Raw genomic sequence first — 22,591 nt, 5'->3', positions numbered from 1 at the left:
ATTACAAAAACATTCTAAAAAAAGGGTGTTAAAAAAACAGTTTTTGGCTATAAATTAACTTTTTTAACGTGCGAGAGCGTTTTCCTGCATAAGAGGAGTGTTTTGAGTTGCTATTCAGAACATAGTTAGTGTAGATCGTAAGGCAATATCCCTTGACCTGAGGGCATATAAGGAGAGATTAAAAAAGATTCAGAGCGGAAGGAGTCATAAAGGATGAAAAATAAAATAAAAGCATAAAACATTTCTTTCTTTCTATTATTTTCCTTACCTTTACCCCCTCATTTGAGTGAGGGATGAAAAGTGAAAAATGTTATTGCTCACACAACTTTACCTAAATAATAAGCACAAGCTATAAAAAATGCACCAACTATAGGTAAATGACCATTCAACAATAAATCATTAATTATTAATCATTGATCATTAATCATTAAAGTAGATGAAATGGCTTGAAAAATTATTCAAAGGAGCTTTTTCTGAAGCCCCTTCTGAAGTATACGAAGGAAAGAATAGCGATCTCCCTATTGACGAAGCGTTTGTAAACAACTTCAAGAATAAAGGAGGTATCTTTATCTACATAGAGAATCCAATAGAGCTCCCTAATATATTACAAACGATACTCTTGGACAAGGGCGCTGACAGCCTTGTCTTCTCGCACAATGAGCAGGTAGAAGCCTTGTTTTCGGCTGTGCCTCATACTTTTTTTACTGATGATGACCAAGAAGCTACCCACTTTCTCACCGATTGTGAGTACTTAGTGGCCGAGGAAGGGTCTCTGTTATTTTCTTCCCGACAGCTGGGGCAGAAGCACTTGGACGAACTCCCTCAGAACCTTGTGGTAGTGGCCAAAATAAGCCAGATTGTCGCCACGCTCTTCGATGCTATGGGAGGACTCAATAGGCAGACACAGCAGAACCGCCCCAATAATATCCGTACTCTTAGGGCTTTTTTGCCTCCTAAGGAAAAAGATTCCATTCTCTATGAGAATTGTTATCGAACCACTTACTTACTTCTCTTAGAAGATCTAAATACCAACGAATGAACGAACTATTAAAGCGTAGTATCACGGGAATCCTGTATGTATTCCTTCTTCTTACTGCCATTATGCTCTCCAATGCTGAGGCTTTTGGCTTTCTCTTCCTTGTCTTTGGACTTATTTGTCTTTACGAATTCAAGAGGTTGGTACGCCTCTCCAGTAGTGCCGTCTACTTGGCTTTTCTGTGCTTGTGGTGGTGCTTCAATTATCTGATCCCAATGGAGGGTTTCAGTAATAATTTTGTCGTATACCTACTACTTTTGGCAGTGATTTCCACCGATGTATACTTAGGCTTCTACCTCTACAGGCATGAGGCAGTGAGCTATACCCAATGGCAGAAATTCCTCTTAGCCCTGCTCTATGTAGGGGGAGGATGTCTTTTTATCTCACTGCTCTATAAGGTGGAGATATATAAGAACGAACAAGAGATTACAGCCGCGTCTTTTGCTTTTTGGGAGTTTTCCCAATGGCAGTTCTCTGAGGCTTTTTCAGAGGCGCAACACACTATGATAGCCCTTTTGGCGATTATCTGGGCGAGTGATAGCTTTGCCTATGTATCAGGGAGGTTTTTGGGGCGCACCAAGCTCTTTCCTTCTGTCTCGCCTAAGAAGACCGTAGAGGGCTTCATAGGAGGCTTTGTAGGGGCGCTATTGGTGGCAGCATGGCTTTCCCTTTATAGCAACAAAGAGCTGTGGAAGTGGTTGGTTATTGCGGCGGTACTGGTCGTGGCGGGCACTTTGGGCGACTTGGTCGAATCCAAGTTCAAGCGTGTAGCCGGCAAGAAGGACAGTGGCACCATCCTCCCTGGTCATGGAGGGTTGCTCGATAGGCTTGACAGCCTTATCTATGCCTCTCCTTTTGCATTTGTTACTATTTTGATACTCTCTTATTTCTAAGAGTCCCCTTTGAGAAGGACAAGGAAAGCAACAGGTCTCTCACTCTTTCTATGTCGCAACCTTGCAGGAATAAAGGGAAAGTGAAAATTGTTGTCTTTTTGCTTGTTTATTCTCATAAAAATACGTACCTTTGCTTGTCAGTTGGCAGTTGACACTTAACATACTCGCTCATGCGAGTTTACCTAAAAAAGTTACCTAAATAAAAAAATAATAATGGACGTACAAAAGATTATGGCCTCATTGGAGGCAAAGCACCCAGGAGAAAAAGAGTACTTACAAGCAGTACATGAAGTGTTGGAATCAGTACACGATGTGTACAACCAGCACCCAGAATTTGCTAAGGCAAAAATCATCGAACGTATTGTAGAGCCTGATCGTATCCATACCTTCCGTGTGGATTGGGTAGATGACAAAGGAGAGGTACAATCTAACCTTGGCTACCGTGTGCAGTTCAATGCTGCCATAGGTCCTTACAAAGGAGGTATCCGCTTCCACAAGGCAGTGAATCCTTCTATGCTTAAGTTCTTAGGGTTCGAACAAACCTTCAAGAATGCGCTTACTACCCTACCTATGGGAGGAGCTAAGGGAGGATCAGACTTCGATCCTACTGGCAAGTCTGATGCGGAAATCATGCGCTTCTGCCAGGCCTTCATGCTCGAATTGTGGAAATACATAGGTCCTGATACCGACGTGCCTGCAGGCGACGTAGGGGTAGGAGGCCGTGAGATAGGCTATATGTACGGTATGTACAAAAAATTGGCACACGAATACAATACAGGGGTACTCACCGGTAAGGGTATCAACTGGGGAGGCTCCCTTATCCGTCCAGAAGCGACAGGGTATGGAGCTCTTTATTTTGTAGATCATATGCTCAAAAAGCTCGGTCGCGATATCAAGGGACAGCGTGTGGTAGTTTCTGGTTTCGGAAATGTGGCTTGGGGAGCATCAGAAAAAGCAACCCAACTTGGTGCTAAAGTAATCGGTCTCTCTGGACCTGACGGTTGTGTAGAAGTACCTGGAGGTATGACTCAAGAGATGATTGACTACCTACTTGAGCTCCGCGCTTCTAACCGCAATATCGTAGCACCTTTCGCTGAAAAATTTGCGAAAGAAAGTAAGTTCACCGCAGGTAAAAAAGCATGGGTGATCCCTTGTGATATAGCATTGCCTTGTGCTTTCCAAAACGAATTGGACGGAGACGATGCCAAGACACTCATCGCTAATGGAGTGAAACTCGTAGCAGAGGTGTCCAACATGGGTTGTACTCCAGAGGCTATCAAAGCCTTCCAAGATGCTAAGTTGCCTTTTGCTCCAGGTAAGGCTGTCAATGCTGGTGGGGTAGCTACTTCTGGTTTGGAAATGACTCAGAATGCCGCTCACCTTTCTTGGACTTCCGAAGAGGTAGATGCTAAGCTTCACCAGATCATGGAGTCTATCCACAACGCTTGCCTCAAGTACGGACAAGAAGAAGGATATATCAACTATGTAAAAGGAGCTAATATCGCTGGATTCATGAAAGTAGCCCATGCGATGCTCGACCAAGGGGTCATATAATTGTTTTTGTTAAATAAGCAGAGGCTGTCTTGACTATGAGGCAGCCTCTTTTTTGTTTCCAAATCCTTTAGATAAGTTTACAATACGTTTAACAGCTTTGAGCTTTCTTTCTTGGAAAATAATTGTACTTTTGCCCCAAATTTTTTTCATAAAACACTGAGATTTAATCGTTAAAGTAAAATAAATTGATGGAAAAATTCCTAATGAATGTGGAATATTACTATGAATTGTTTCAAATCAATAGTTTATTCCTAAAAATATTATACACCTTGGTTTTTATCCTCTCGTGCCTATGTGCGTATAATATTCTTTTTCTTATCAAAAAGCACTTCAAGCGACGCAAGACCCAGCGGAGAGTAGCCTATCTCCGCCGAGAGTATTTTGAGAGAATCAAAGAAATTCTCCTTACCGAGCAGGTCTTCAGCAGTAGTGAGTTTCATAACTATCTGGGAGTTAGCTCTTATGACAATGGATTCAAGCGAGAGCTGACCAACCTTATACTGGAGATTATCGACACATATCCCAAGGCGAACAAAAAGAACTATGAACTGCTCATGGAGGAGCTCAAGCTCAAAAAATTCTGGGAAGCGGAACTCCTCAAAGGCTCTAAAAAACGTAAGGAAAGGGCTTTGCGCAAGATAAAGGGACTGAACCTGGTCATAGCCGAGTCGGTGATTATTCCTATGACTACCATCAAGAACTCTATACTGAGAAGGAAAGCCCGCAGCTTGTATATATATATTAGTAAGAATAATCCTTTCAAGTTCTTCGATAATGATTTCGACGACCAATTCTCTGAATGGGATAATATCGAAATTCATGAGATACTAAGCAAAAAGCCTGAGGAAACGATTCCTAATTTTATCCATTGGGTACAGAACCACTCAGCAGGCGAGGCACTCAAGTCGTTCTTGGTCTACGAGATGGGGTGTTATGGTCAGAAGGAGGCTTCGCCTTACTTGCTCAAGATGATCGAAAGCAGTGGTATGAAGCTCCGCCAACAGATTATCAGAACCTTAGGGGTCTTGCAGTACAAGGAAGCGGCTACTTTCCTTATGGGGATATACCCAGTACAACCCTCTTTTATTCAGGAGGAAATCCTCAAGACCTTAGGAGAGTTTGCCCAAGAGGACTCCCTACCTTTTGTGGAGAATGCCGTAGTGACCACGCACAATGTAGAGACAAAAATGCAAGGGCTCTATACTCTATTGTGCTTCGGGAAGTCTGGAAAGGCTATCTTCGAGCGACTAAAAGCACAGGCCAAGCCGCAGGAACTTTTGGCTTTCGAACATGTGGAAAACCCTCTAAACCAAAGAACGCTATAGAAAATGGAACTACTCTATGATATTTTTCAGATATCGGTATTGATCTATTCGATCATGATTCTTCTGTGCATCGGTGCACAGGTGCTCATGGCACGCCAGAACTTGCGAAATAACAAGTGGAAATATACGGATTTAGACCTCATTACGTTAAGGAACTCACCCTTGGCACCGGGGATTTCTATCGTGGCACCAGCCTATAACGAACAGACGACCATTATCTCCAATGTGAACTCATTGCTCTCCCTGGACTATCCTAAGTATGAGGTGGTTATCGTCAATGACGGGAGCAAGGACAGGACACTGGAGCTACTGATAGAAGAATATGAGCTGGAAGAAACGCCCTTTATGTATATAGAGCGTATCAAGGCATCACCCGTAAAGCGTATTTTCAAGTCCAAAAACCCCAAATATGCCAAGCTTACCGTAGTGGATAAGGTCAATGGAGGGACCAAGGCCGATGCTTCCAATGCGGGGGTGAATGCCTGTAGGTATCCATATATGCTCAATACGGATGTAGATTGTGTATTGGCCAAGGATGCCTTGTTGCGGATGATTATGCCTTTCCTCAAATCATCGGTACGAGTGATAGGGGTAGGAGCTACCCTGCGTATGAGCAATGGTTGCGAGATGGAGGACGGGAAGCTCGTACGTGTAAGCCCTCCTAAGTCTTTCTTTCCCGCTTTCCAAGAAATCGAGTACTTGCGTTCCTACTTGGTAGGAAAAATGGGCTGGTCGGTGATCAATGGGGTGCCCAATATATCTGGGGGCTTAGGTCTCTTTGACAAGGAAATACTTATCAATGCAGGGGGCTATGATCCGGCATCCTTTGCCGAGGATATGGATATGGTCACTCGTATGATTGTCTATATGAGGGATTTCAATTACGATTATCGCATCGTGGAGATTCCTGATACATGTTGCTGGACCGAGGGGCCACCGAACTATTCGGTTATGTATAAGCAGCGCACCCGCTGGGCGCGTGGGCTGTTCCAATTCTTTATGATCTACCGCAAGTACTTGTGGAACTACAAGTATGGGCGCTTGGGACTGGTGACCATGCCCTATATGTTCCTCTTCGAATTCTTAGCCCCACTTATTGAAATAGTCGGCTGGGGAATACTTATCTACCTGCTTGTCATAGGGAGAATGAACTATACGAATGCTCTTCTGATCTTCGGAACTATTTACCTCTTTGGGCTGATGGTCTCCTCCTCAGCTATTGTCTTTGACTATGTCACCAAGCAACATTACAAGAGGCTCAGGGAGTATTTTCGACTGTTTGCCATCACCCTGATAGAACCCTTTACCTATCACCTGCTGATTGTCTATTTCAGTATCAGAGGGTATATCAGTTTTTTATCAAAAAAAACTTCGAATGGGGAGAAATGACCCGCAAAGGGATTGATAAGAAGAAGCAGCAACCCGTAGCGGTTCAAAACTAAAAAATGCAAAAGATGAAAATGACAAAAATATATAGTGTACTGCTGCTCCTGCTTCCATGTATCTCGGTTGTAGCACAGGATAAGAAGGAGCTCAAGCTGATTGATAGTTACTTCAAAGAAGGACAGTACGAAGAGGCTAAGAAGCTGTTGGACAAGAATATAACCCAGTATCCTAAGAATGGGGATATTCAGTTCTACATGGGGACGTACTACTACCAAAAGCAAGACAATGACAAGGCACGCTACCACTTGCTAAGGGCGCTGGATGAGCTTCCTAACCATGTGGCAGCCAAGGAGATCTTGGCCAGTATCGAGACCACACAGAAGCATTATTCCAGTGCGATATGCTACGTGAATGAGCTGCTGGAGACCCGCCCCTACGACGCTGAACTCTGGCGCAAGAAGATTGCTCTTTATCGCTTACAAGGCAATGATATAGAGGCAAATCGCTTGCTCAAGCGCATCCGAGTGATCTACCCTCAGGATGAGCAGTTCAAAAAGGATTACCTCTACTCCCTTCAGGTGCAGTCTTCCCAAGAGAAAAAGAAAGGAAATATAGAGGAAGCCATCAAGATGGAGCAAGAGACCCTCCGCCTGAATCCTAAGGATGAAGAGGCATATCTCACCCTGACCAATACATACCTCCTCTCGGGGGACAAGGATAAGGCACTGACGTATGTGAATCGAGGCTTGCAGAACTTGCCTAATAACCAAGAGCTTATCAATCGAAAAATAGGTATTCTCTCCGAGATGAATCGTCCGGTGGAGGCGGTAGAGTTTATCCAACAAGAAATGAAAAAGGGCAATAAGTCCCCTCAGATGCTCAAGAATTACAATGACTTGCTTGCTCAGGCGGCTCTCTACCAAAACCAGTCCGACCCCTATGTGCTCTATGGCAAGCTCTATGAGAACAACCCCTCCAATGCGGAGGCACTGGACTACCTTATCAATAATTCCCTGACCAAGGGCTACTATACCGATGCTGCTGTATATATAGAAAAGGGTATCAAAAGCCGTGGACGCACCAAGGATCTGTTGTCTAAGAAATACACCTACCTTATGCTCTCTGGGCAGGATAAGGAGGCATATAAGGTCTTGGAGGAGCTTTTCTCGAAGTATCCCAACGATGCGGATATACGAAATAACTACCTACAATACCGCTATAACCGAGGGCAGCAGTTGGCACAACAAGGAAGGTATACCGAGGCCATCCCCGATTTGCAATGGGTGGCAGCACAGCCGTCCTTCGAGTGGCGAGAGGATGCCATCGCTGCCCTATATGGAGCCTATCTCAATAATCATCAGTATGGCAAGGCTTTAGAACAGGCAGAGCTCCTTATCCAGCAATATCCTCAGAGCAAGGGAGGCTACCTAAGAAAAGCAGCAGCACTATCCGCCCTGAGGCAGTATCCGCAGGCCTTGGAGATCTATGAAAAACTCATAGGGGAAAGTGATGCCAAGGATAACGACTTCTATATCAGTGGATATGAGGAAACGGCTTTGGCTTATATCAAGTACCTCAATGAAAAGGGAGATGCTACCACTGCCTATGAGCAACAGAAAAAACTGATGACACTCAAGGAAAATAGCAATCAAGGACTTAGGTATATTGTGGCGACTTCTTCCCTGCTGAAAAAGGAAGATGAAGTACTGAGCTATGCCCAGAAGGGAAAGGCTCTCTATCCAGATGATTTTTACTTTGTAGAACAAGAGGCCTATGCCTACACCCGCACCGATAGACCTCAGGAAGGGATAAATGCTTTAGAGCCTTACCTTGAGAAATATGCTTATAACAAAGACCTTTCCAAGGCCTACGCTGAAGCGGCTGAAAAACAGGCGCAAAAGGAGTATAAGCAAAGGGATTATGACCAAGCACAGCACACCTTGCTCAAGGCACTACAGTATGACCCCCTGAACAAGAACTTGCAGTATGAGCGAGGACGTATATTCGAGGGGCAAAAGCAGTATGATAGCGCCTACTATTACCAGCGACAGTTCAATCCGTCCTTGGTGGAGCTTGCTGAGTTCAAAAGGCATCTGAACTACCTCAAGTACAAGACTTATAAGAATGAGATACAATTCTCCTACCAGCAGAACCAGCTGAAGGATACCAAGTTGCCAGGGATATTTACCGCTCTGTACCATAGGTATCAGCCTAAGAATACCTATACTTTGGGACTTTCCTCATCGGGGAGGGCAGACAAGCGAGCCTTTCAAGGACAAGTAGGATGGACACATATACTAAGCTACAAGTCGTATTTCGATATAGATGCAGCACTCTCCAATCATTATTTTCCGGAGTATATGGGGAATGTTACTATATACAGAGCCTTGCGCAATGAGTGGGAAGCCCAAGTGGGGGTAGGGTATAAGAAGCTCCGAAGTGAGGATACACCACAGCTTATCCAAGCACACTTAGGTGCGACTAAGTCGCTGGAAGACTTCTCTTTCTTGGTCAAGCTCACAGGAGTGTCTTTTAACAACAGTCTGTATTACAACACTTTTGGGAGAATACAGTATGACCTCTTGGACAAGCGTAGTTTCTTGGCAATCTTCGGAGGGGTAGGTTCGGCTCCAGTCGATGAGATTCTCAACTACCAACTCTATGGGCAGTTCTCCACCACCAATGCCAACTTCGGAGGAATGGCGCAGTATATGCTTGTGGACAAGGTAGCACTGTCCCTCTCTGGGGTATGGTACAACTACTACAATGGGGTAGATTATAGCGATTTGTATAACCTAATCTTTGGAATAAATGTTTCGTTTTAGTATAGTAACCCTTTATTTTCTCCTGTTGGGCACCTGTCAGAGCAATGCCGAGAGTACGGCCGCAGCTGCTGAGGTACCTATCTCTCTCAGGGCGAAGGGCTATGCCATCTCCACGCAACTCCATGCCTCCGACATAGATGAAAAATGGGCACAGTACTTCTATGATCATCTCAGAAACAGAGTAACCGATCGCCAGCGGGTGCTCTTGGCAAGTTCACAGAAGGATTATCTCACCCTGAAAGTAAAGGTGAACACTGCCCTCTCCACGGACTATTGTCTGAAGAATGATGGGCAACAGTGGCTGCTTACCGCCCGGACGGAGCGAGGCCTCCAGTGGCTGATATACCAAATGATAAAGCGCATCAGCGAAGACGATCCTTCGGTAGAGGCGCCCGACCTGAACCCATCTATCATCAACCTCGGTAAAGGATGTGCTTCTTTTGCCTTTGCTTACCGTGAACCACATTTCCTCCCTAACCTAAACCAAGAATATAACCAAATCTATAACACCCACAATGTAGAAATAGATTGGGGACTATGGGGGCACAACCTCTCTAAAGTGATAGACAAGAACAACAAGGCTCTCTATGCTACGGTAGAGGGCAAGCTCAATGAATCCCAGCTGGACTTTGCCTCCGATGCCCTTTACCAAGAAGTAGAGCACTACATCATAGACAACTTTGGTGCGGAACCCCCTATGAAGTTTGTCATCATGCCCAATGATAACCCTATAGTGAGTGATACCCCTAAGAATAAATCACTGGGGAGTACCCCCACCAATGCCACCCCCTCGGTGAGTTATCTGGTCAATAAGCTTGCCAAGCGCTTTCCTAAGCATACTTTCTATACCTCCGGCTATCGCACCACCCGCACTCCTCCCACGGAGAGATTGGCTGATAATACGGGAGTGATTATAAGCACTATCGATTTACCCAAAGGGATAGCCCTGCCCAGTGGCAAAGTTACAGAAACCTTCTATCATACCCTTTCACAATGGAAGGCTAAGACGAATGACCTATACCTATGGGACTATGCTTGTGATTTCGACGATTACTTCACTCCTTATCCTATCCTAAAGGGGTTCCAAAAGCAGTTGAAGGTATTCAAGGAGAAAGGCGTCAAAGGAGTATTTGTCAATGGAAGTGGTTATGATTATAGCACCTTCGCCGATGTGCAGACCTTTGTCATCACCTCTTTGCTCATAGATGAGACCCTCTCGGTGGACGAGCTGGTTACTCGATTCTTCCGACAATACTATCCTGTATCAGGGGCAGAACTAACCGCCTATTATCTTTCCTTGGAGAATGCCCAACAGCAGCAAAGCAAACCCCTACAGTCCTATGGGAATTTCGCCCATGCTCAGGAGACTTATCTCGATCCGGCACAGTTTGTGAACTTCTATGATAAGCTATCTACGCTACGCTTCGAGGCACAAGGGGAGGAAAGCAAAGCCTTAGAGAAGCTCTATGCAGCACTTAGCTTTACCCGCCTACAGCTCGCCTATAGGCAGGGATATAGTAGCTATGGCTTTGCCCAGCGCCAAGCAAATACCCTACAGCCACGCCCTGAGGTGCAACAGTGGCTCGCTGCCTTAGCCACTAGCGAAAAATACAAGGAAATGGCACGCTATCAGGAAGAAGAGAAAGGCTCCGTCAAGGGCTATATAGAGCAATGGAATAGCTTGCTTGCACGGGCTGATTTCCAAAACTTGCTCTTAGGAAAGCCCTTGCAAGTACAGTGTACCTTGGACGAAGACTACCAAGACCTCTCCCCCCTTACCGATGGGGTAGAGGGCTTTCCTTTGGATTATCATATCGGTTGGGTGATTAATTCCGTAGATGACCTGAAGGTACAGCTTCCCCCCGAAGCTAAAAAAGCAAAAAAAATAGCCCTTACTTTCCTGCAGGATGAAAAGAGCCGCTTCTATATGCCGACAAAAATAGAGATTTACAAAAATAGTAAGCTCTATAAGACAATGCTCCCACCCCCGCAAGCAGGGGTACTCGCTCGTACTCTTACGACAGATATAGACCTGAGCGATAGTGATGTAACCCAAGTACGGATCTATAGGAATAGGACTAACGAACGTAACTTGTTAGCCACTTCTGAGATTCGCCTAATTCCTTAATTTCTAAAACCCTTTAATCCTAAAACAATGAGATTTTTACTGATATATCTATCTTTTGCAAGTCTTTTCTTAGCGAGCTGTCGTGATGCTTCAGAGCTATATCCACCTACCTCCATAGAGATTATGGACCCTGTGCGCCATTATTACCCTGTAGTACAAGGCGAGAAGTTTGAGATTAATATCAATATCAAGAATACAGGAAAACATTTTCTCAAAATCACCGATGTACAAACTTCCTGTGGCTGTATGGCAGTAGATAAAAATGCTATAGGCCTTATCCGAGCAGGGGAGATAGGGACAATTAGGATTGTTAATGATAGCAAGAAAAATATAGGCTATGTCAAGCACTTTATTAAGATCTATGGCAATATCCCCGATGGAGAAGCAGAGGTAATATTTGACTACAATGTAGTCCCTGATGCGCTCTATACTCCTGATTATGAAGAGATTTATAGCAAGGATAACAAATCTAGAGAAACACGTCGACAAAAATACTATACCGACTTATAATTGATTTTGTGCCATTATAGGCTTAAAAACGCTTATCTCTATGGTGGGTAAAAGGAAATAGTAGGGCAGTTCTTTTGTATTGTATTGATTGTTAAGTTGTTGTAATTTTAGCAACACAGCTGATACATTGCCTACTACCAATGTATATTATTCTTAGAGATAAAATTCTTAAATAATGAATAAGGGACAGGTTGTAACTCAAAAAATAATTCTTCTTTATGATTTGTTTCTAAATCAAAAACATCTTCATTCACAATATAGTATTTGCTTGCAAATTCTCTATCTATAATCGTTTTATATCGATCACCTAGAAAAGTAAAAGTTATAGCCATAATCTCCGAATCTTCTATTTCTACATTATTAATGATACATTCTGCAATTTTAGGAGATACAAAAAAAGCTAAATCTTTTCTATATAAAAAGTATGCCATACCTAATTCTTTTAAATATTTCATTTGCCCTAAAGGGGATTTAGGAATATTTACCCCTTCTTCTCTTAATACTTCAGAGATGGGATCAATTTTACATCATATGTTCCTAAATTCTTTCCTATTGATGATTTTTGATAATCTATTGCTGATATAGCATTAGGTATATCTATAGATATAGATTTAGAGGGAATCATATCATCTTACGAGTTTAGCTGTTGGTACAAAGCGGAAGGTAGAGCTCATATAGCGTTTCTCTGAACACCTGCCAAAGGCATCGTTTCTAAACCTATAAGTGATACTATCTAAGTTGGTAACAAAGCTACAAGCTCTTGGGATGATAGGAATGAGCTACAAGAAATGTGCCAGCGAAGGTAATAGATCTCCTACTATCTCTTTAAGAATATTCCCATTTTAGCATATTTAGCTTCTAACACTTCCATTAACAAACTTAAGATCTCCTTTACAGCTATATCCTCAGTTTTCTGATACTTTTGTCTCATATACTTATAAGTTGTTTCAGTACCTTCATATTCCATTACTAAAAAAATATGATCTGACAATTCATCTGCAGGAAGGTCTGGATGTTTTATACAAATATTCACCATGATAACCAAAGCTAACTCCCAAGAATGTTTGGAAAGTTTATGGTTAGCGTATTCAAATATGGTATTTATATCGGAATAGTCTAATTCTTCACATTGCTTTACAAGTTCGTGATATTTTTCTTCTATCATCATTTTTGTTTAGGTTTTTGGGGGGAGATTGTAACCTCTATACACTGACGATTGTTCCTTGCCGCCTCAAAAGAGCAAAGATAATGAAAAATAGCGGGCTATCAAAGGAAAGTACCTTTTTATTTACCTTATGCACAAGATGCTAAGTTGCCTTTCGCCCCAGGTAAGGCTGTCAATGCCGGTGGGGTAGCTACTTCTGGTCTGGAAATGACTCAGAACGCCACTCACCTTTCTTGGACTTCCGAAGAGGTAGATGCTAAGCTTCACCAGATCATGGAGTCTATCCACAACGCTTGCCTCAAGTACGGACAAGAAGAAGGATATATCAACTATGTAAAAGGAGCTAATATCGCTGGATTCATGAAAGTAGCCCATGCGATGCTCGACCAAGGAGTGATTTAATAATTGAATATAGTTGTCTTCAAAAAAGAGAGGCTGTCCCGCGAAAGCAGGACAGCCTTTTTCTTATAGCTTGAGCTTAATACCTCCGTTGAACACAAAACCGTCCAAGGGAGCATAGATATCTTTGAATACGGGAGCACGTTCACTACCTGTATAGATACTTCCAAAACGGGTCTGACGTACATCCAAGAAGTTTTCAAAATTGATATAAACAGAACAATGTTTCCATAATTTCTCTACTATAAAACCTGTCATCCAGTAAGGATGCCCACGCTCTCCATCACTCAGCAGCTGTGAACTGAAATAATAGGCTTCTAACCCGATTTTCCACTTATCTTCCACTTCGTAAAACAAAATAGAGTTGGTACGGTGCTTAGCAGTAAGCAGATTGTCCGTAAAGACATCTCCCTCATGTAATTGAGTGTTGGTTAGGGTGTAACCCAAGAAAAGTTTGAAGTCTTTGTAACCTATTTTTACATTGGTTTCCAATCCTTTGGTGTGGATATGCCCTTCTATATTGGTTAGGTGATACTTCTTAGGTGATAGGTTTTCCAGCAATAGCGGATGGTCTAAGTAGGTATAGAAAAAGAGTTGATTGATACTCAGAGTCCATTCCTCTCCTAAAAGGGTCTGGTAATTAATATCAAAGTTGGCGCCATAACTCTTCTCCAACCGATTCTTTTGGCTACTCACAGGCAAGATGTTTTGATAATGAAATCGTTCGCTTTCCTCTGTGAATAAGGTAGGTGTTTTATACCCCAATCCGCCTGATATGCGGGAAGTGAGTTTCTCTGATAGGTGAAAGAGGCTGGCTAGCCTAGGAAGTACTACCCATCCATAGTCTTTGACAAAATCGGTGCGCAAACCACTTTCTATCTCCAACCATGGGGCGGTTTTCCAAGTATTTTGGGCAAATCCTCCTACAATCATCTCCTGCTCATCTCTCAAAGGGAAGGTAGTAAGAGGCTGTTCCTTAAAACGATGATCTAAAAGGGTTACTCCTATAATCCAGTCTGTTTTTTCTCTTTCCAAACCATAGAACCCTTCTGTAAAGCTGCTTAGCTGTGTTCCTGAAAAACGATAATCAGGCAGGACAATTTCTCTTTGGAAGTAGTTAATACTACTCTTTAGCTGGAATCGGGAATCCTCACTTATATGGTGGTCAAATGTTAGCTGGCCACCATAGCGATGGGTATTGTTTTCCTCAAAATAGTGATAGGCAGGGTCGGTATTGCCCCTTAAGTACTCTATATGTCCTCCTAACCGCTGCTCCACCATGGCATTTATCCCTATGTTCAGCGAGGTGTCTTCGTCAAAATAGAGGAATAGCTTGGGATTCACTACCCAGCGTTCAAAGCGAGGAATGGCAGAAAAGGGAGTGTCACTTGGTGCATAGGCTTGGTTTCTGCTATGAGAAGCAAAAAGAGTGGTACCTACATGATTGAATTTTTGTCCATAGAATGCATTCAAGTTTAATCCCTTAGCCGATGTGACGTCTATATGAAAAAGTAGCTCTCTCGCTGGGGTAGGGGTCTTAGAGATCAGATTGACCAATCCTGCTATGGCACCTCCTCCATAGAGGGTGGAGCTGGTACCCTTGATGACTTCCACCTGCTTGAGGTCCAAGGGGGGCGTTTGCAGCAAACCCAAGCCACTGGCAGCTCCAGAGTAAGCAGGGAATCCGTCCTTGAGTATCTGGGTATAGCGCCCATCCAATCCTTGGATACGAATACCTGCATTGGCACTGATTGGAGAGGTTGTCTGTACTTGTATACCAGTGCTTTCACTCAGTAGCATCCGCAAATCACTGGGGCGCATGTTGCCTTTTTCATCTAGCTCTTCAGCTGTAATAAGCTCAATACGAGTAGGCACTTTCTCTATGGTACGGCTACTACGTGTGGAGGTGATAGTCAGCCCCTCCAGCTCGGTCTCTTCTTCCTCTAATTCAAGGATAAGGGGAATATTAGTCTGGGTAATAGTGTATTCAAGGCTTCTAAATCCAATAAAGGAGAATACTAGTACCTCTCCAGAGGCTGCTTTGATAGAGAAATCTCCTTGTTCATTGGTAGTAGTGCCTCTTGGAGTGTCTTTGATGCGTATGGAAACGCCCAAAAGAGGTGTTTTATCCGTTGCGGAGGTAATATGTCCGCTTATTTTTTGCTCCTGCCCATAGAGGATACTACCGCCAAAGAGAACAAAGAGCAGTATAATGATATTTTTCATGGAATTTTGTATGTAATAAATAGATAATGTTGGCACGAATTACAAAAACGCACCAGTCAAAGTAAAGTAGGGGCGAATGGCAATTCACCCTTATGTTGAAGAATTAAGCTATTTTAGGAGGAACCCAGATATTTCGCAAGTAGGAGGAATCTATAATAATATAGGGGTAGGAAATCAAGTGTTTGGTTTCTATAATAGGAGAAAGTGTTTCCAAGGGCGTCTCTTCAGAGACAGGAAGAGAAAGTACCATTTGGCAGCAATTGCAGATACATAGCGGGTTGCATAGGTCTATATCACCAGAAGAATGAGAGTGAGATGCACTCATCTCAGCCGTATCATTGCCCTCATATATAGGCATATCACTACATGGCAATACCAACAATGCCAGAAGATAAAGACCTAATATGAATGCAATACTTTTCAAGTTCTGAGTTTTTATTTTGAGTTACTAATGCCAATCAAGAGTTGAATTTGTAGTTCTACTCTTGAAACCACTAACCACTATTTCTTCAGATAGTGGCTTACTATTCCCCAAGTGATAGCCGCCAATATGGCTGTTACTCCAAAGATAAAGAGAGCGCCCATAGCTGAGTAGCCATTGACAAACTTAAGGACTAAAAAGAGCAAAGCAAATAGTCCTACGCCAAAGATAACCGCTTGTGTTACAGTTTGTTTCTTTGCAGTTGCATTGGATAATGAATGTCCCATAGTACAAAGGATTTTATAGATAATTCTCTAGCTGCAAATTTACGTATTTATCTTTAGGGGAACAAGATATTTTTTGTATTTTTGCACTTTATCAGAAATCAGTGGTCAGTCACTAATCCCTAACCCCTAAAAGAAATGGATTCTATTTTACAACAAATCGAAGCGCTCCGCAAGGAGCTCAATGAGCATAACTACAACTATTATGTGCTCGACACCCCTTCTATTTCCGACTATGAGTTCGACCAAAAGCTCAAGGCTTTACAGGATTTGGAAGCACAATATCCCCAGTACAAAGACCCCAATTCGCCTACTGTGAGAGTAGGGGGGGAGATTACCAAGAATTTCCCTACCGTAACCCACGAGTTCCGCATGTACTCCTTGGACAACTCCTATTCCAAAGAAGAGGTAGAGGAGTGGGAGAAGCGTGTTCTTAAGGGCTTAGGCACGGACAAGGTCTCATTCGTCTGTGAGCTCAAGTACGACGGGGCTTCGATAGATCTCACCTATGACCATGGGCAGCTGGTACAGGCTACCACTCGTGGAGATGGGGTGCAGGGTGATGAGATTACCGCTAATGTACGTACCATCCGCAGTGTGCCCTTGACACTCAAGGGGGACTACCCTGACCATTTCCATATCCGCGGGGAGATTATCATCCTCAAGGAAGGGTTCAAGAAGATGAATGAGCAACGTATCGCTGAGGGCGAAGACCCCTATATGAACCCGCGTAATACCGCCAGCGGAAGCTTGAAACTACAGGATACCGCCGAGGTCGCCAAGCGACCGCTTGACTGCTTGCTCTACTATGTAGTGGGCGACAATCTCCCTGTGGACAACCAGTTCGACAGTCTCCAGAAAGCACGTGACTGGGGGTTCAAGGTACCTTCTCAGTCCAAGCTATGCCACTCCACCGACGAGGTAATGGAGTTCATCAACTATTGGGATACCCGCCGCCATGACCTCCCCTATGAAACCGATGGGGTGGTGATCAAGGTCAATGACTATCAAGCACAACAGGAACTCGGCTACACTTCCAAGTCACCTCGCTGGGCAATTGCCTATAAGTTCAAGGCCGAGGAGGTAACTACCTCCCTGGAGAGTATCTCCTATCAGGTAGGGCGTACAGGCGCTATTACCCCCGTAGCCAATCTCTCTCCGGTGCTCTTGGCGGGGACTATTGTAAAGCGCGCTTCTCTGCACAATGCAGACCAGATAGCCAAGCTCGGACTCCATATCGGCGATCAAGTATTTGTCGAAAAGGGAGGAGAGATTATCCCTAAGATTACGGGAGTAAGGCTCGAAGCACGCCACGAGCAAGCTACTCCTGTGACCTTTATCACCCATTGTCCTGAGTGTGGCAGTGAGCTGGTACGCAATGAGGGCGAGGCACAACACTATTGCCCCAATGCCTATGGTTGCCCCCCACAGATCACAGGGCGTATCCAGCACTTCATCTCCCGCAAGGCGATGAATATAGAGGGCTTAGGCTCCGAGACGGTAGAGCTGATGTTCCGTGCAGGGCTCATACACAACTATGCCGACCTCTATGAGCTCAAAGCCGAGCAAATACAAAACCTCGAGCGTATGGGCACCCGCAGTGCACAGAATATAATTACAGGAATAGAAAAATCCAAGGAAGTACCCTTCGAGAGAGTGCTCTTTGCCTTGGGGATCCGTATGGTAGGGGAGAGCGTCGCCAAGAAGTTTGCCCGTATCTATAAGACCCTCGATGCCTTCCGCACAGCTCCTTATGAGCAGCTTATCCAGGTAGATGAAATCGGAGATCGTATCGCACAGAGTGTCATTGAGTTCTTTGCCGATGACAGAAATAAGGAAATCCTCGAACGCTTACAGGGCTATGGCCTACAGTTCGCCCTTAAGGAAACAGCACAAACGTCTCTTTCCGAGGCGCTGAAGGGGAAAACACTCGTAGTCTCAGGAGTCTTTGCACGCCATTCGCGTGATGAAATCAAGGCGCTGATCGAAAGCCACGGAGGCAAGGTCGGCTCTTCCATCTCTTCCAAGACAAACTATGTAGTAGCTGGAGAGAATATGGGGCCGAGTAAGCTCGAGAAAGCGACCCAATTGGGCATCCCTATCTTATCGGAAGAAGAGTTTGAAAAAATGATTCAGTGAGTAATGAGTAATGATCAATGATTAATGCCAATAATGATTCATACAAATATGAATTATTATTGGCATTTGTTATAGACTACTGTTCTTATCCATTTGGAGATGAGGTATACTCCTATAAGGCAGGTGACCATTACAAGGAAATAAAAAGAAGCTGTCCGAAAAGTCTTATTCATGAAGGGCGATTTGCAAATCGCCCCTACAACAGGATCTAAAACAACTGATTTTCAATAGAATAAAATTTTAAAATATTCATTTTAAACCTTGAAAAACAATATTTTAGACTTTTTTGGACAGCCTCTTTGATATTTCCTCCTTATGATCTATTTTGTTTTAGGAGATTCTTTAGCATTAAAGAAATGAGGAATCATCCTACTTTTAGGGTTAGCAGGAGATTCACTGAGCTGGTTTTCCTCTAAGGTATAAATATTATACCCATGTTCAGCGTCTTTCTCAGGAACCCATTCCTTGCCATTGAGAAGCACTTTATTAATTTGTGGAGTATTGCAGCAGTTAGGTATGCTTTTGAATTGTCCTGTAATGGTAATCTTTGCAGTTTTGAGGTCTGTAGTTTTAAGGTCATAGATTTCACTTCTTTCTATCAATGACCTCTCAAGATCGTAAATTACAGCGAACTCGAAAATGACTGCGCTATCAAACCTCTTAAAGTCCCTAAGTTCTACTTTTTCATTTCCAACATTAGTTATTTTTGTGAGAGAGAACTTTGGTGTAAAATCCTCATTTACAAGATTTCTATTTACTTTGAGATAGAAATATTTGAAGGGTGCACCACAACATTCATTGATTTCTTTCTCTTTATTATCCTTATGGCAACTTAAGAGAGTTGCTATAGCCAGTAGAAAGTATAAATATTTTTTCATGATCAAATAGAATTAATTAAACTCTTCTTCAAGTTGGCAGGTAAGAAGCCCTAAAGTCAACACAAAGAGTAAAAATCAACTTATAGTATTAATGATTAAAATTTATCTTGGTTATTTTCTGCCTCAAAGGTATAATAAAAAAGATAAAAAACAATATTTTGAAAAAATAACACAAAAAATCTATATATAAAAATGTTTTTGGCAAAAAAATCTTTTTGGAGTGTTTTTTATAGCATATAATGAAGATAGAAGGTTAAAATAAGGTTATGTGAACTATCGTAAAAACGAGTGATTTTCTAAAGTAGGCTTATCTGTGCTTCTTATGAGGATAATAGGAGAGGTAATCAAGGGAGATAAAAATGAGGCTGTCCGAAAAGGGCAGCCTCATAAATGGAAAAGCAATGATCCTATGTGATTTTCTCTCAAAAAGAGACTACCATATTTTTACACGGTCTTCTGGCTTACGGTAGAGCTTATCGCCTTCTTTTACATCAAAAGCTTTGTACCAGCTATCTACGTTGGTCAGAGGAGCGAAGGCACGAAGGTAATCAGGGGAGTGAGGATCTACCTTTATTTGGTTGGTTATATATTGGTCGGTGGAGAGGGTGCGCCATACAGAAGCCCAAGCGAGGAAGAAGCGTTGTTCCTGAGTAAAGCCACTAATTTTGCCTACAGATCCATGGTCTTTTAGATACATCTGTAGTGCATCAAAGGCAATATTTACCCCACCCAGATCAGCGATATTCTCTACATTGGTCATGGTACCATTGACAAAGATTCCCTTTACAGGTTCGTATTGGTCATATTGCTTAGCGAGAGCTTCGGTTGCTTTTTGGAAGTTTTCCTTATCGGCAGGTTCCCACCAGTTTTGTAAGTTACCATTGGCATCGAACTCAGCTCCACTGACATCAAAGCCATGGGTCATCTCATGACCGATTACCCCACCAATTCCTCCAAAATTCACAGCAGGATCTGCCTCAAAGCTGAAGAAAGGAGGTTGAAGAATTCCAGCAGGGAAAACAATCTCATTGCTCGTAGGGTCATAATAAGCATTGACAGTCTGAGGAGGAAGCACCCACTTGGTTTTATCTACTTCTTTTCCTACTTTGTCCAAGGCTTTTTGAAAAGCCCATTCTCCTACCTGTGTGATATTCTCAAATAGAGATACTTCAGGGTTCATAGTGAGTTTAGAATAATCCTCCCACTTGTCAGGATAGCCTACCTTTACAGAGAATTTGTGGAGCTTCTCCATCGCTTTTTCCTTAGTAGTATCCCCCATCCAAGTTACATTCTTGATATGCTGGGCAAAACTTTTCTTTAGATAATCTATCAGGGTAAGCATCTGATCCTTAGCTTTTTCAGGGAAGTATTTTTCCACATAGAGCTTACCGAAAGCCTCCCCAAGAATTCCGTTGATCAGTTCCAGAGCGCGCTTGTTCATAGGGCGTTGCTCCTGCTGTCCCATCAGGTATTTGTTATAGAAATTGAAAGTAAGATCATTGAGCTCTTGGGTGAGGAAGTTACTGTTGAGAGTAACCAATTTGTACTTGAGATAATCCTTAATCAGAGGTAGATTTTTCTCATTAATAAAAGTATCGTAATGCTTATAGAGGCCTATTTCCGTGAGGATAACCCCATCGGTATGAACTCCCACTTTTTCAAGCAACTCAGGTAAGTTAAGATTCTTCACTAAGGTGCTTAATTCCTTTGTTGTCAAAGGGTTATAGCTGAGATTTGGATTGTTCTCTTCTTCACTTGTAAGCATGTATTTGGCAATATTCTTTTCAAAGGCTACGATTTGCTTTGCTTTTTCCTGAGGAAGGGGATCCTTTAGGACTTTGAAGATATCAGCCACATAGTCTTGGTACTTAGCTAAGGCTTCGGTATTGCTTGGATTCTCCTTTTGATAGTAATCCTTACCCAACCCCAAAGCAAAATTTCCTAAATATACAGCATTCATTTTGGAGTTCTTCATATCGGCATATACACCTATAGGGCAGATATGATTTGCCCTTTTAGAGGTCATCTCTTGCAAATAGTTTTGCAAATCATTTAAGGAGTGTATTGCATCAATCTTTTGAAAATACAATTCTAAAGGCTTCAATCCGTCAGCATTACGCTTATCCCAAGAGATATATTCTTTGTAGAGGGTTTGTATTTTTTCCCCTTCACTTCCTTTGGGATATTCCTTTTGGAGAAGGTCGTCAAGGATAGAAAGACACTGCTTATCGGTTTTCTCCATAAGCATATAGAAGGAACCCCAAGCAGGTTTGTCGGCAGGAATTTTAGCAGTTTTCATCCAGCTGCCACTAACATAGTTATAGAAGTCGTCTCCTGGGCGTAGGGAAGTATCCATAGCGGAGAGTTCAAGTCCTTTTTCAGTAAATACTTTAGGGGCTTCTTCTTTGTTGGAATTACCACAAGCCACCACCAAGGAAAGGCATACGAACCAACCCATTTTGAAGTTTATTTTTTTCATGATAGAAAAATGAAATTGAATTACCCCGCAAAGGTACGAATTATAACAGTACTATGCAAGACAAAGTATTGTTATTTTTTCACTACTTTGTAAATCCATTTGGGAATAAGGTATACTCCCATAAGGCAGGTGACCATTACAGGTGAATAGGAATGGGTAAAGTAGCTTATCAAGATATGCCATACTAAGAAAAAACTAAGACCTGCAAGGTATCCCCCGAGAGCTATTCTGGTAGCTTTTTCGCTCCTTCGGCATAGGAAAGCCACTAAAGCGACTAAGACAAGTTGCCCTATAGAAGCTCCTACAAAATATTGGGGGTGGTCATGTGCCAAATGAGCATTGTCTGAGATTCTTGGCAATTGTAACCAAGTGGGTATTTTATCCCCAAAATCAATATACCATTGCCAAAAGGATATACTCTCTTCTACTTGGTGCAAGGCATGAAGTCCCATTATCGGAAGCCATAATGATAAATACTTATTTGTTTGCATATACTTCCTGTTTTAGTGCAATAATGTAGTTCTGTTGTATCCGTTTCAATTTCCAGAAAAGAGGAGCTATAAGCCTTAAAAAGAAATTTTTGATATGTATCTTCTCTTGAAAGTAAATTTTAGTACCTCCTCTATAGGATTCAAACTTCCCTTCCCATTCTCCAATAAATAGCTTATGCCGCATAGTAAAGGTATAATACTCATTTTCTATCTTTTGAATATTACTGAAGCGTGTATGTCCTCCTGCTTTGTAATATTCAATAAAATCATCTTCCAATAACTCAATATCCTTAACTTCCTTTCGCCACTGAAAATTACTATTATCTGTAACAATCTCATATACCAATGCAATAGGCGCATCAATAAAATCAGTTACCGTTGAGATCAGATAGGATTTCATTTTTTTAAATTATTTGAAAGGTATTATATTATTTATAAACAAAAAAGTAAAA

At 42.6% G+C, this 22,591-nt stretch carries 17 protein-coding genes and 2 pseudogenes; 10 read left to right on the top strand and 9 right to left on the bottom strand.

Going from position 1 to position 22,591, the window contains the following annotated elements; all coding sequences use genetic code 11:
* The first annotated feature begins 436 nt into the window (after positions 1 to 436).
* The 8 genes and pseudogenes from CAPGI0001_RS05395 (at position 437) to CAPGI0001_RS05360 (ending at position 11,657) form a co-directional block, all read left to right on the top strand.
* Positions 437 to 1,039: an LUD domain-containing protein gene (locus tag CAPGI0001_RS05395; RefSeq protein ID WP_002667522.1), complete on the top strand. Its 603-nt coding sequence runs from the start codon at positions 437 to 439 to the stop codon at positions 1,037 to 1,039.
* A complete protein-coding gene (locus CAPGI0001_RS05390; RefSeq protein ID WP_002667540.1) occupies positions 1,036 to 1,929 on the top strand; it encodes a phosphatidate cytidylyltransferase in 894 nt (297 codons plus the stop codon). The genes CAPGI0001_RS05395 and CAPGI0001_RS05390 overlap by 4 nt, the downstream gene beginning before the upstream one ends.
* A 213-nt stretch (positions 1,930 to 2,142) precedes the next feature.
* Positions 2,143 to 3,483 (top strand): NADP-specific glutamate dehydrogenase, encoded by a 1,341-nt coding sequence (gene gdhA, locus CAPGI0001_RS05385; RefSeq protein ID WP_002667416.1) that lies wholly within the window; start codon positions 2,143 to 2,145, stop codon positions 3,481 to 3,483.
* 188 nt (positions 3,484 to 3,671) lie between these two features.
* Positions 3,672 to 4,808 carry a WBP1 domain-containing protein gene (locus CAPGI0001_RS05380; RefSeq protein WP_002667481.1) on the top strand — a complete coding sequence of 379 codons (1,137 nt, stop codon included), beginning with the start codon at positions 3,672 to 3,674 and terminating at the stop codon, positions 4,806 to 4,808.
* A 3-nt stretch (positions 4,809 to 4,811) separates the two neighbouring features.
* Positions 4,812 to 6,250, top strand: a pseudogene (locus CAPGI0001_RS05375) (glycosyltransferase family 2 protein).
* 12 nt (positions 6,251 to 6,262) lie between these two features.
* Positions 6,263 to 9,019 (top strand): tetratricopeptide repeat protein, encoded by a 2,757-nt coding sequence (locus CAPGI0001_RS05370; RefSeq protein ID WP_002667511.1) that lies wholly within the window; start codon positions 6,263 to 6,265, stop codon positions 9,017 to 9,019.
* On the top strand, positions 9,006 to 11,147 hold the full coding sequence (locus CAPGI0001_RS05365) for a DUF4838 domain-containing protein (RefSeq protein ID WP_002667362.1): 2,142 nt from the start codon (positions 9,006 to 9,008) through the stop codon (positions 11,145 to 11,147). Before CAPGI0001_RS05370 ends, CAPGI0001_RS05365 begins: the two co-directional genes overlap by 14 nt.
* Before the next feature lie 27 nt (positions 11,148 to 11,174).
* Positions 11,175 to 11,657: a DUF1573 domain-containing protein gene (locus tag CAPGI0001_RS05360; RefSeq protein ID WP_002667536.1), complete on the top strand. Its 483-nt coding sequence runs from the start codon at positions 11,175 to 11,177 to the stop codon at positions 11,655 to 11,657.
* A 134-nt stretch (positions 11,658 to 11,791) separates the two neighbouring features.
* On the opposite strand, the gene CAPGI0001_RS05355 is transcribed toward CAPGI0001_RS05360, so the two are convergent.
* Positions 11,792 to 12,088 (bottom strand): hypothetical protein, encoded by a 297-nt coding sequence (locus CAPGI0001_RS05355; RefSeq protein ID WP_155813445.1) that lies wholly within the window; start codon positions 12,086 to 12,088, stop codon positions 11,792 to 11,794.
* 386 nt (positions 12,089 to 12,474) lie between these two features.
* A complete protein-coding gene (locus CAPGI0001_RS05350) occupies positions 12,475 to 12,825 on the bottom strand; it encodes a hypothetical protein (protein WP_002667408.1) in 351 nt (116 codons plus the stop codon).
* Between the two features lie 132 nt (positions 12,826 to 12,957).
* Between CAPGI0001_RS05350 and CAPGI0001_RS05345 the strand changes: the two are divergent.
* A pseudogene (locus CAPGI0001_RS05345) lies at positions 12,958 to 13,224 on the top strand (NADP-specific glutamate dehydrogenase); the annotation flags it as partial.
* Positions 13,225 to 13,287: 63 nt separating this feature from the next.
* On the opposite strand, the gene CAPGI0001_RS05340 reads toward CAPGI0001_RS05345, so the two are convergent.
* The 3 genes from CAPGI0001_RS05340 to CAPGI0001_RS05330 form a co-directional block, all read right to left on the bottom strand.
* Complete coding sequence (locus CAPGI0001_RS05340; RefSeq protein ID WP_002667378.1) at positions 13,288 to 15,447, bottom strand: TonB-dependent receptor; 2,160 nt, start codon at positions 15,445 to 15,447, stop codon at positions 13,288 to 13,290.
* A gap of 103 nt (positions 15,448 to 15,550) precedes the next feature.
* Positions 15,551 to 15,871, bottom strand: a complete 321-nt coding sequence (locus CAPGI0001_RS05335) for a DUF6660 family protein (protein ID WP_155813444.1) — start codon at positions 15,869 to 15,871, stop codon at positions 15,551 to 15,553.
* 77 nt (positions 15,872 to 15,948) lie between these two features.
* Complete coding sequence (locus CAPGI0001_RS05330) at positions 15,949 to 16,155, bottom strand: hypothetical protein (RefSeq protein ID WP_002667398.1); 207 nt, start codon at positions 16,153 to 16,155, stop codon at positions 15,949 to 15,951.
* A gap of 135 nt (positions 16,156 to 16,290) precedes the next feature.
* On the opposite strand from CAPGI0001_RS05330, the gene ligA reads away from it, so the two are divergent.
* Positions 16,291 to 18,291: an NAD-dependent DNA ligase LigA gene (gene ligA, locus CAPGI0001_RS05325; protein ID WP_002667592.1), complete on the top strand. Its 2,001-nt coding sequence runs from the start codon at positions 16,291 to 16,293 to the stop codon at positions 18,289 to 18,291.
* A gap of 320 nt (positions 18,292 to 18,611) precedes the next feature.
* Here the strand turns inward: ligA and CAPGI0001_RS05320 are convergent, their stop codons facing one another.
* From CAPGI0001_RS05320 to CAPGI0001_RS05305, 4 genes are all read right to left on the bottom strand, one after another.
* On the bottom strand, positions 18,612 to 19,169 hold the full coding sequence (locus CAPGI0001_RS05320; RefSeq protein ID WP_002667623.1) for a hypothetical protein: 558 nt from the start codon (positions 19,167 to 19,169) through the stop codon (positions 18,612 to 18,614).
* Positions 19,170 to 19,602: 433 nt separating this feature from the next.
* Entirely contained in the window at positions 19,603 to 21,648 is a 2,046-nt protein-coding gene (locus tag CAPGI0001_RS05315) for a M13 family metallopeptidase (protein WP_050769232.1), read from the bottom strand.
* Between the two features lie 71 nt (positions 21,649 to 21,719).
* Positions 21,720 to 22,139, bottom strand: coding sequence for an HXXEE domain-containing protein (locus CAPGI0001_RS05310; protein WP_002667275.1), 420 nt, complete (start codon positions 22,137 to 22,139; stop codon positions 21,720 to 21,722).
* A complete protein-coding gene (locus CAPGI0001_RS05305) occupies positions 22,126 to 22,539 on the bottom strand; it encodes an SRPBCC family protein (RefSeq protein ID WP_002667392.1) in 414 nt (137 codons plus the stop codon). The genes CAPGI0001_RS05310 and CAPGI0001_RS05305 overlap by 14 nt, the downstream gene beginning before the upstream one ends.
* Positions 22,540 to 22,591 lie beyond the last annotated feature (52 nt).

Source organism: Capnocytophaga gingivalis ATCC 33624, from assembly GCF_000174755.1.
Classification (GTDB): Bacteria; Bacteroidota; Bacteroidia; order Flavobacteriales; family Flavobacteriaceae; genus Capnocytophaga; species Capnocytophaga gingivalis.
The sequence above is the reverse complement of the archived record's forward strand: the minus strand, read 5'-3'. Positions and strand labels throughout refer to the sequence as shown.

Bases quoted from the DNA above. Each gene is read 5' to 3' on its own strand.
- CAPGI0001_RS05395 (WP_002667522.1), top strand. From the start codon at position 437: ATGAAATGGCTTGAAAAATTATTCAAAGGAGCTTTTTCTGAAGCCCCT.
- CAPGI0001_RS05390 (WP_002667540.1), top strand. From the start codon at position 1,036: ATGAACGAACTATTAAAGCGTAGTATCACGGGAATCCTGTATGTATTC.
- gdhA (WP_002667416.1), top strand. From the start codon at position 2,143: ATGGACGTACAAAAGATTATGGCCTCATTGGAGGCAAAGCACCCAGGA.
- CAPGI0001_RS05380 (WP_002667481.1), top strand. From the start codon at position 3,672: ATGGAAAAATTCCTAATGAATGTGGAATATTACTATGAATTGTTTCAA.
- CAPGI0001_RS05370 (WP_002667511.1), top strand. From the start codon at position 6,263: ATGAAAATGACAAAAATATATAGTGTACTGCTGCTCCTGCTTCCATGT.
- CAPGI0001_RS05365 (WP_002667362.1), top strand. From the start codon at position 9,006: ATGTTTCGTTTTAGTATAGTAACCCTTTATTTTCTCCTGTTGGGCACC.
- CAPGI0001_RS05360 (WP_002667536.1), top strand. From the start codon at position 11,175: ATGAGATTTTTACTGATATATCTATCTTTTGCAAGTCTTTTCTTAGCG.
- CAPGI0001_RS05355 (WP_155813445.1), bottom strand. From the start codon at position 12,088: ATGGCATACTTTTTATATAGAAAAGATTTAGCTTTTTTTGTATCTCCT.
- CAPGI0001_RS05350 (WP_002667408.1), bottom strand. From the start codon at position 12,825: ATGATGATAGAAGAAAAATATCACGAACTTGTAAAGCAATGTGAAGAA.
- CAPGI0001_RS05340 (WP_002667378.1), bottom strand. From the start codon at position 15,447: ATGAAAAATATCATTATACTGCTCTTTGTTCTCTTTGGCGGTAGTATC.
- CAPGI0001_RS05330 (WP_002667398.1), bottom strand. From the start codon at position 16,155: ATGGGACATTCATTATCCAATGCAACTGCAAAGAAACAAACTGTAACA.
- ligA (WP_002667592.1), top strand. From the start codon at position 16,291: ATGGATTCTATTTTACAACAAATCGAAGCGCTCCGCAAGGAGCTCAAT.
- CAPGI0001_RS05320 (WP_002667623.1), bottom strand. From the start codon at position 19,169: ATGAAAAAATATTTATACTTTCTACTGGCTATAGCAACTCTCTTAAGT.
- CAPGI0001_RS05315 (WP_050769232.1), bottom strand. From the start codon at position 21,648: ATGAAAAAAATAAACTTCAAAATGGGTTGGTTCGTATGCCTTTCCTTG.
- CAPGI0001_RS05310 (WP_002667275.1), bottom strand. From the start codon at position 22,139: ATGCAAACAAATAAGTATTTATCATTATGGCTTCCGATAATGGGACTT.
- CAPGI0001_RS05305 (WP_002667392.1), bottom strand. From the start codon at position 22,539: ATGAAATCCTATCTGATCTCAACGGTAACTGATTTTATTGATGCGCCT.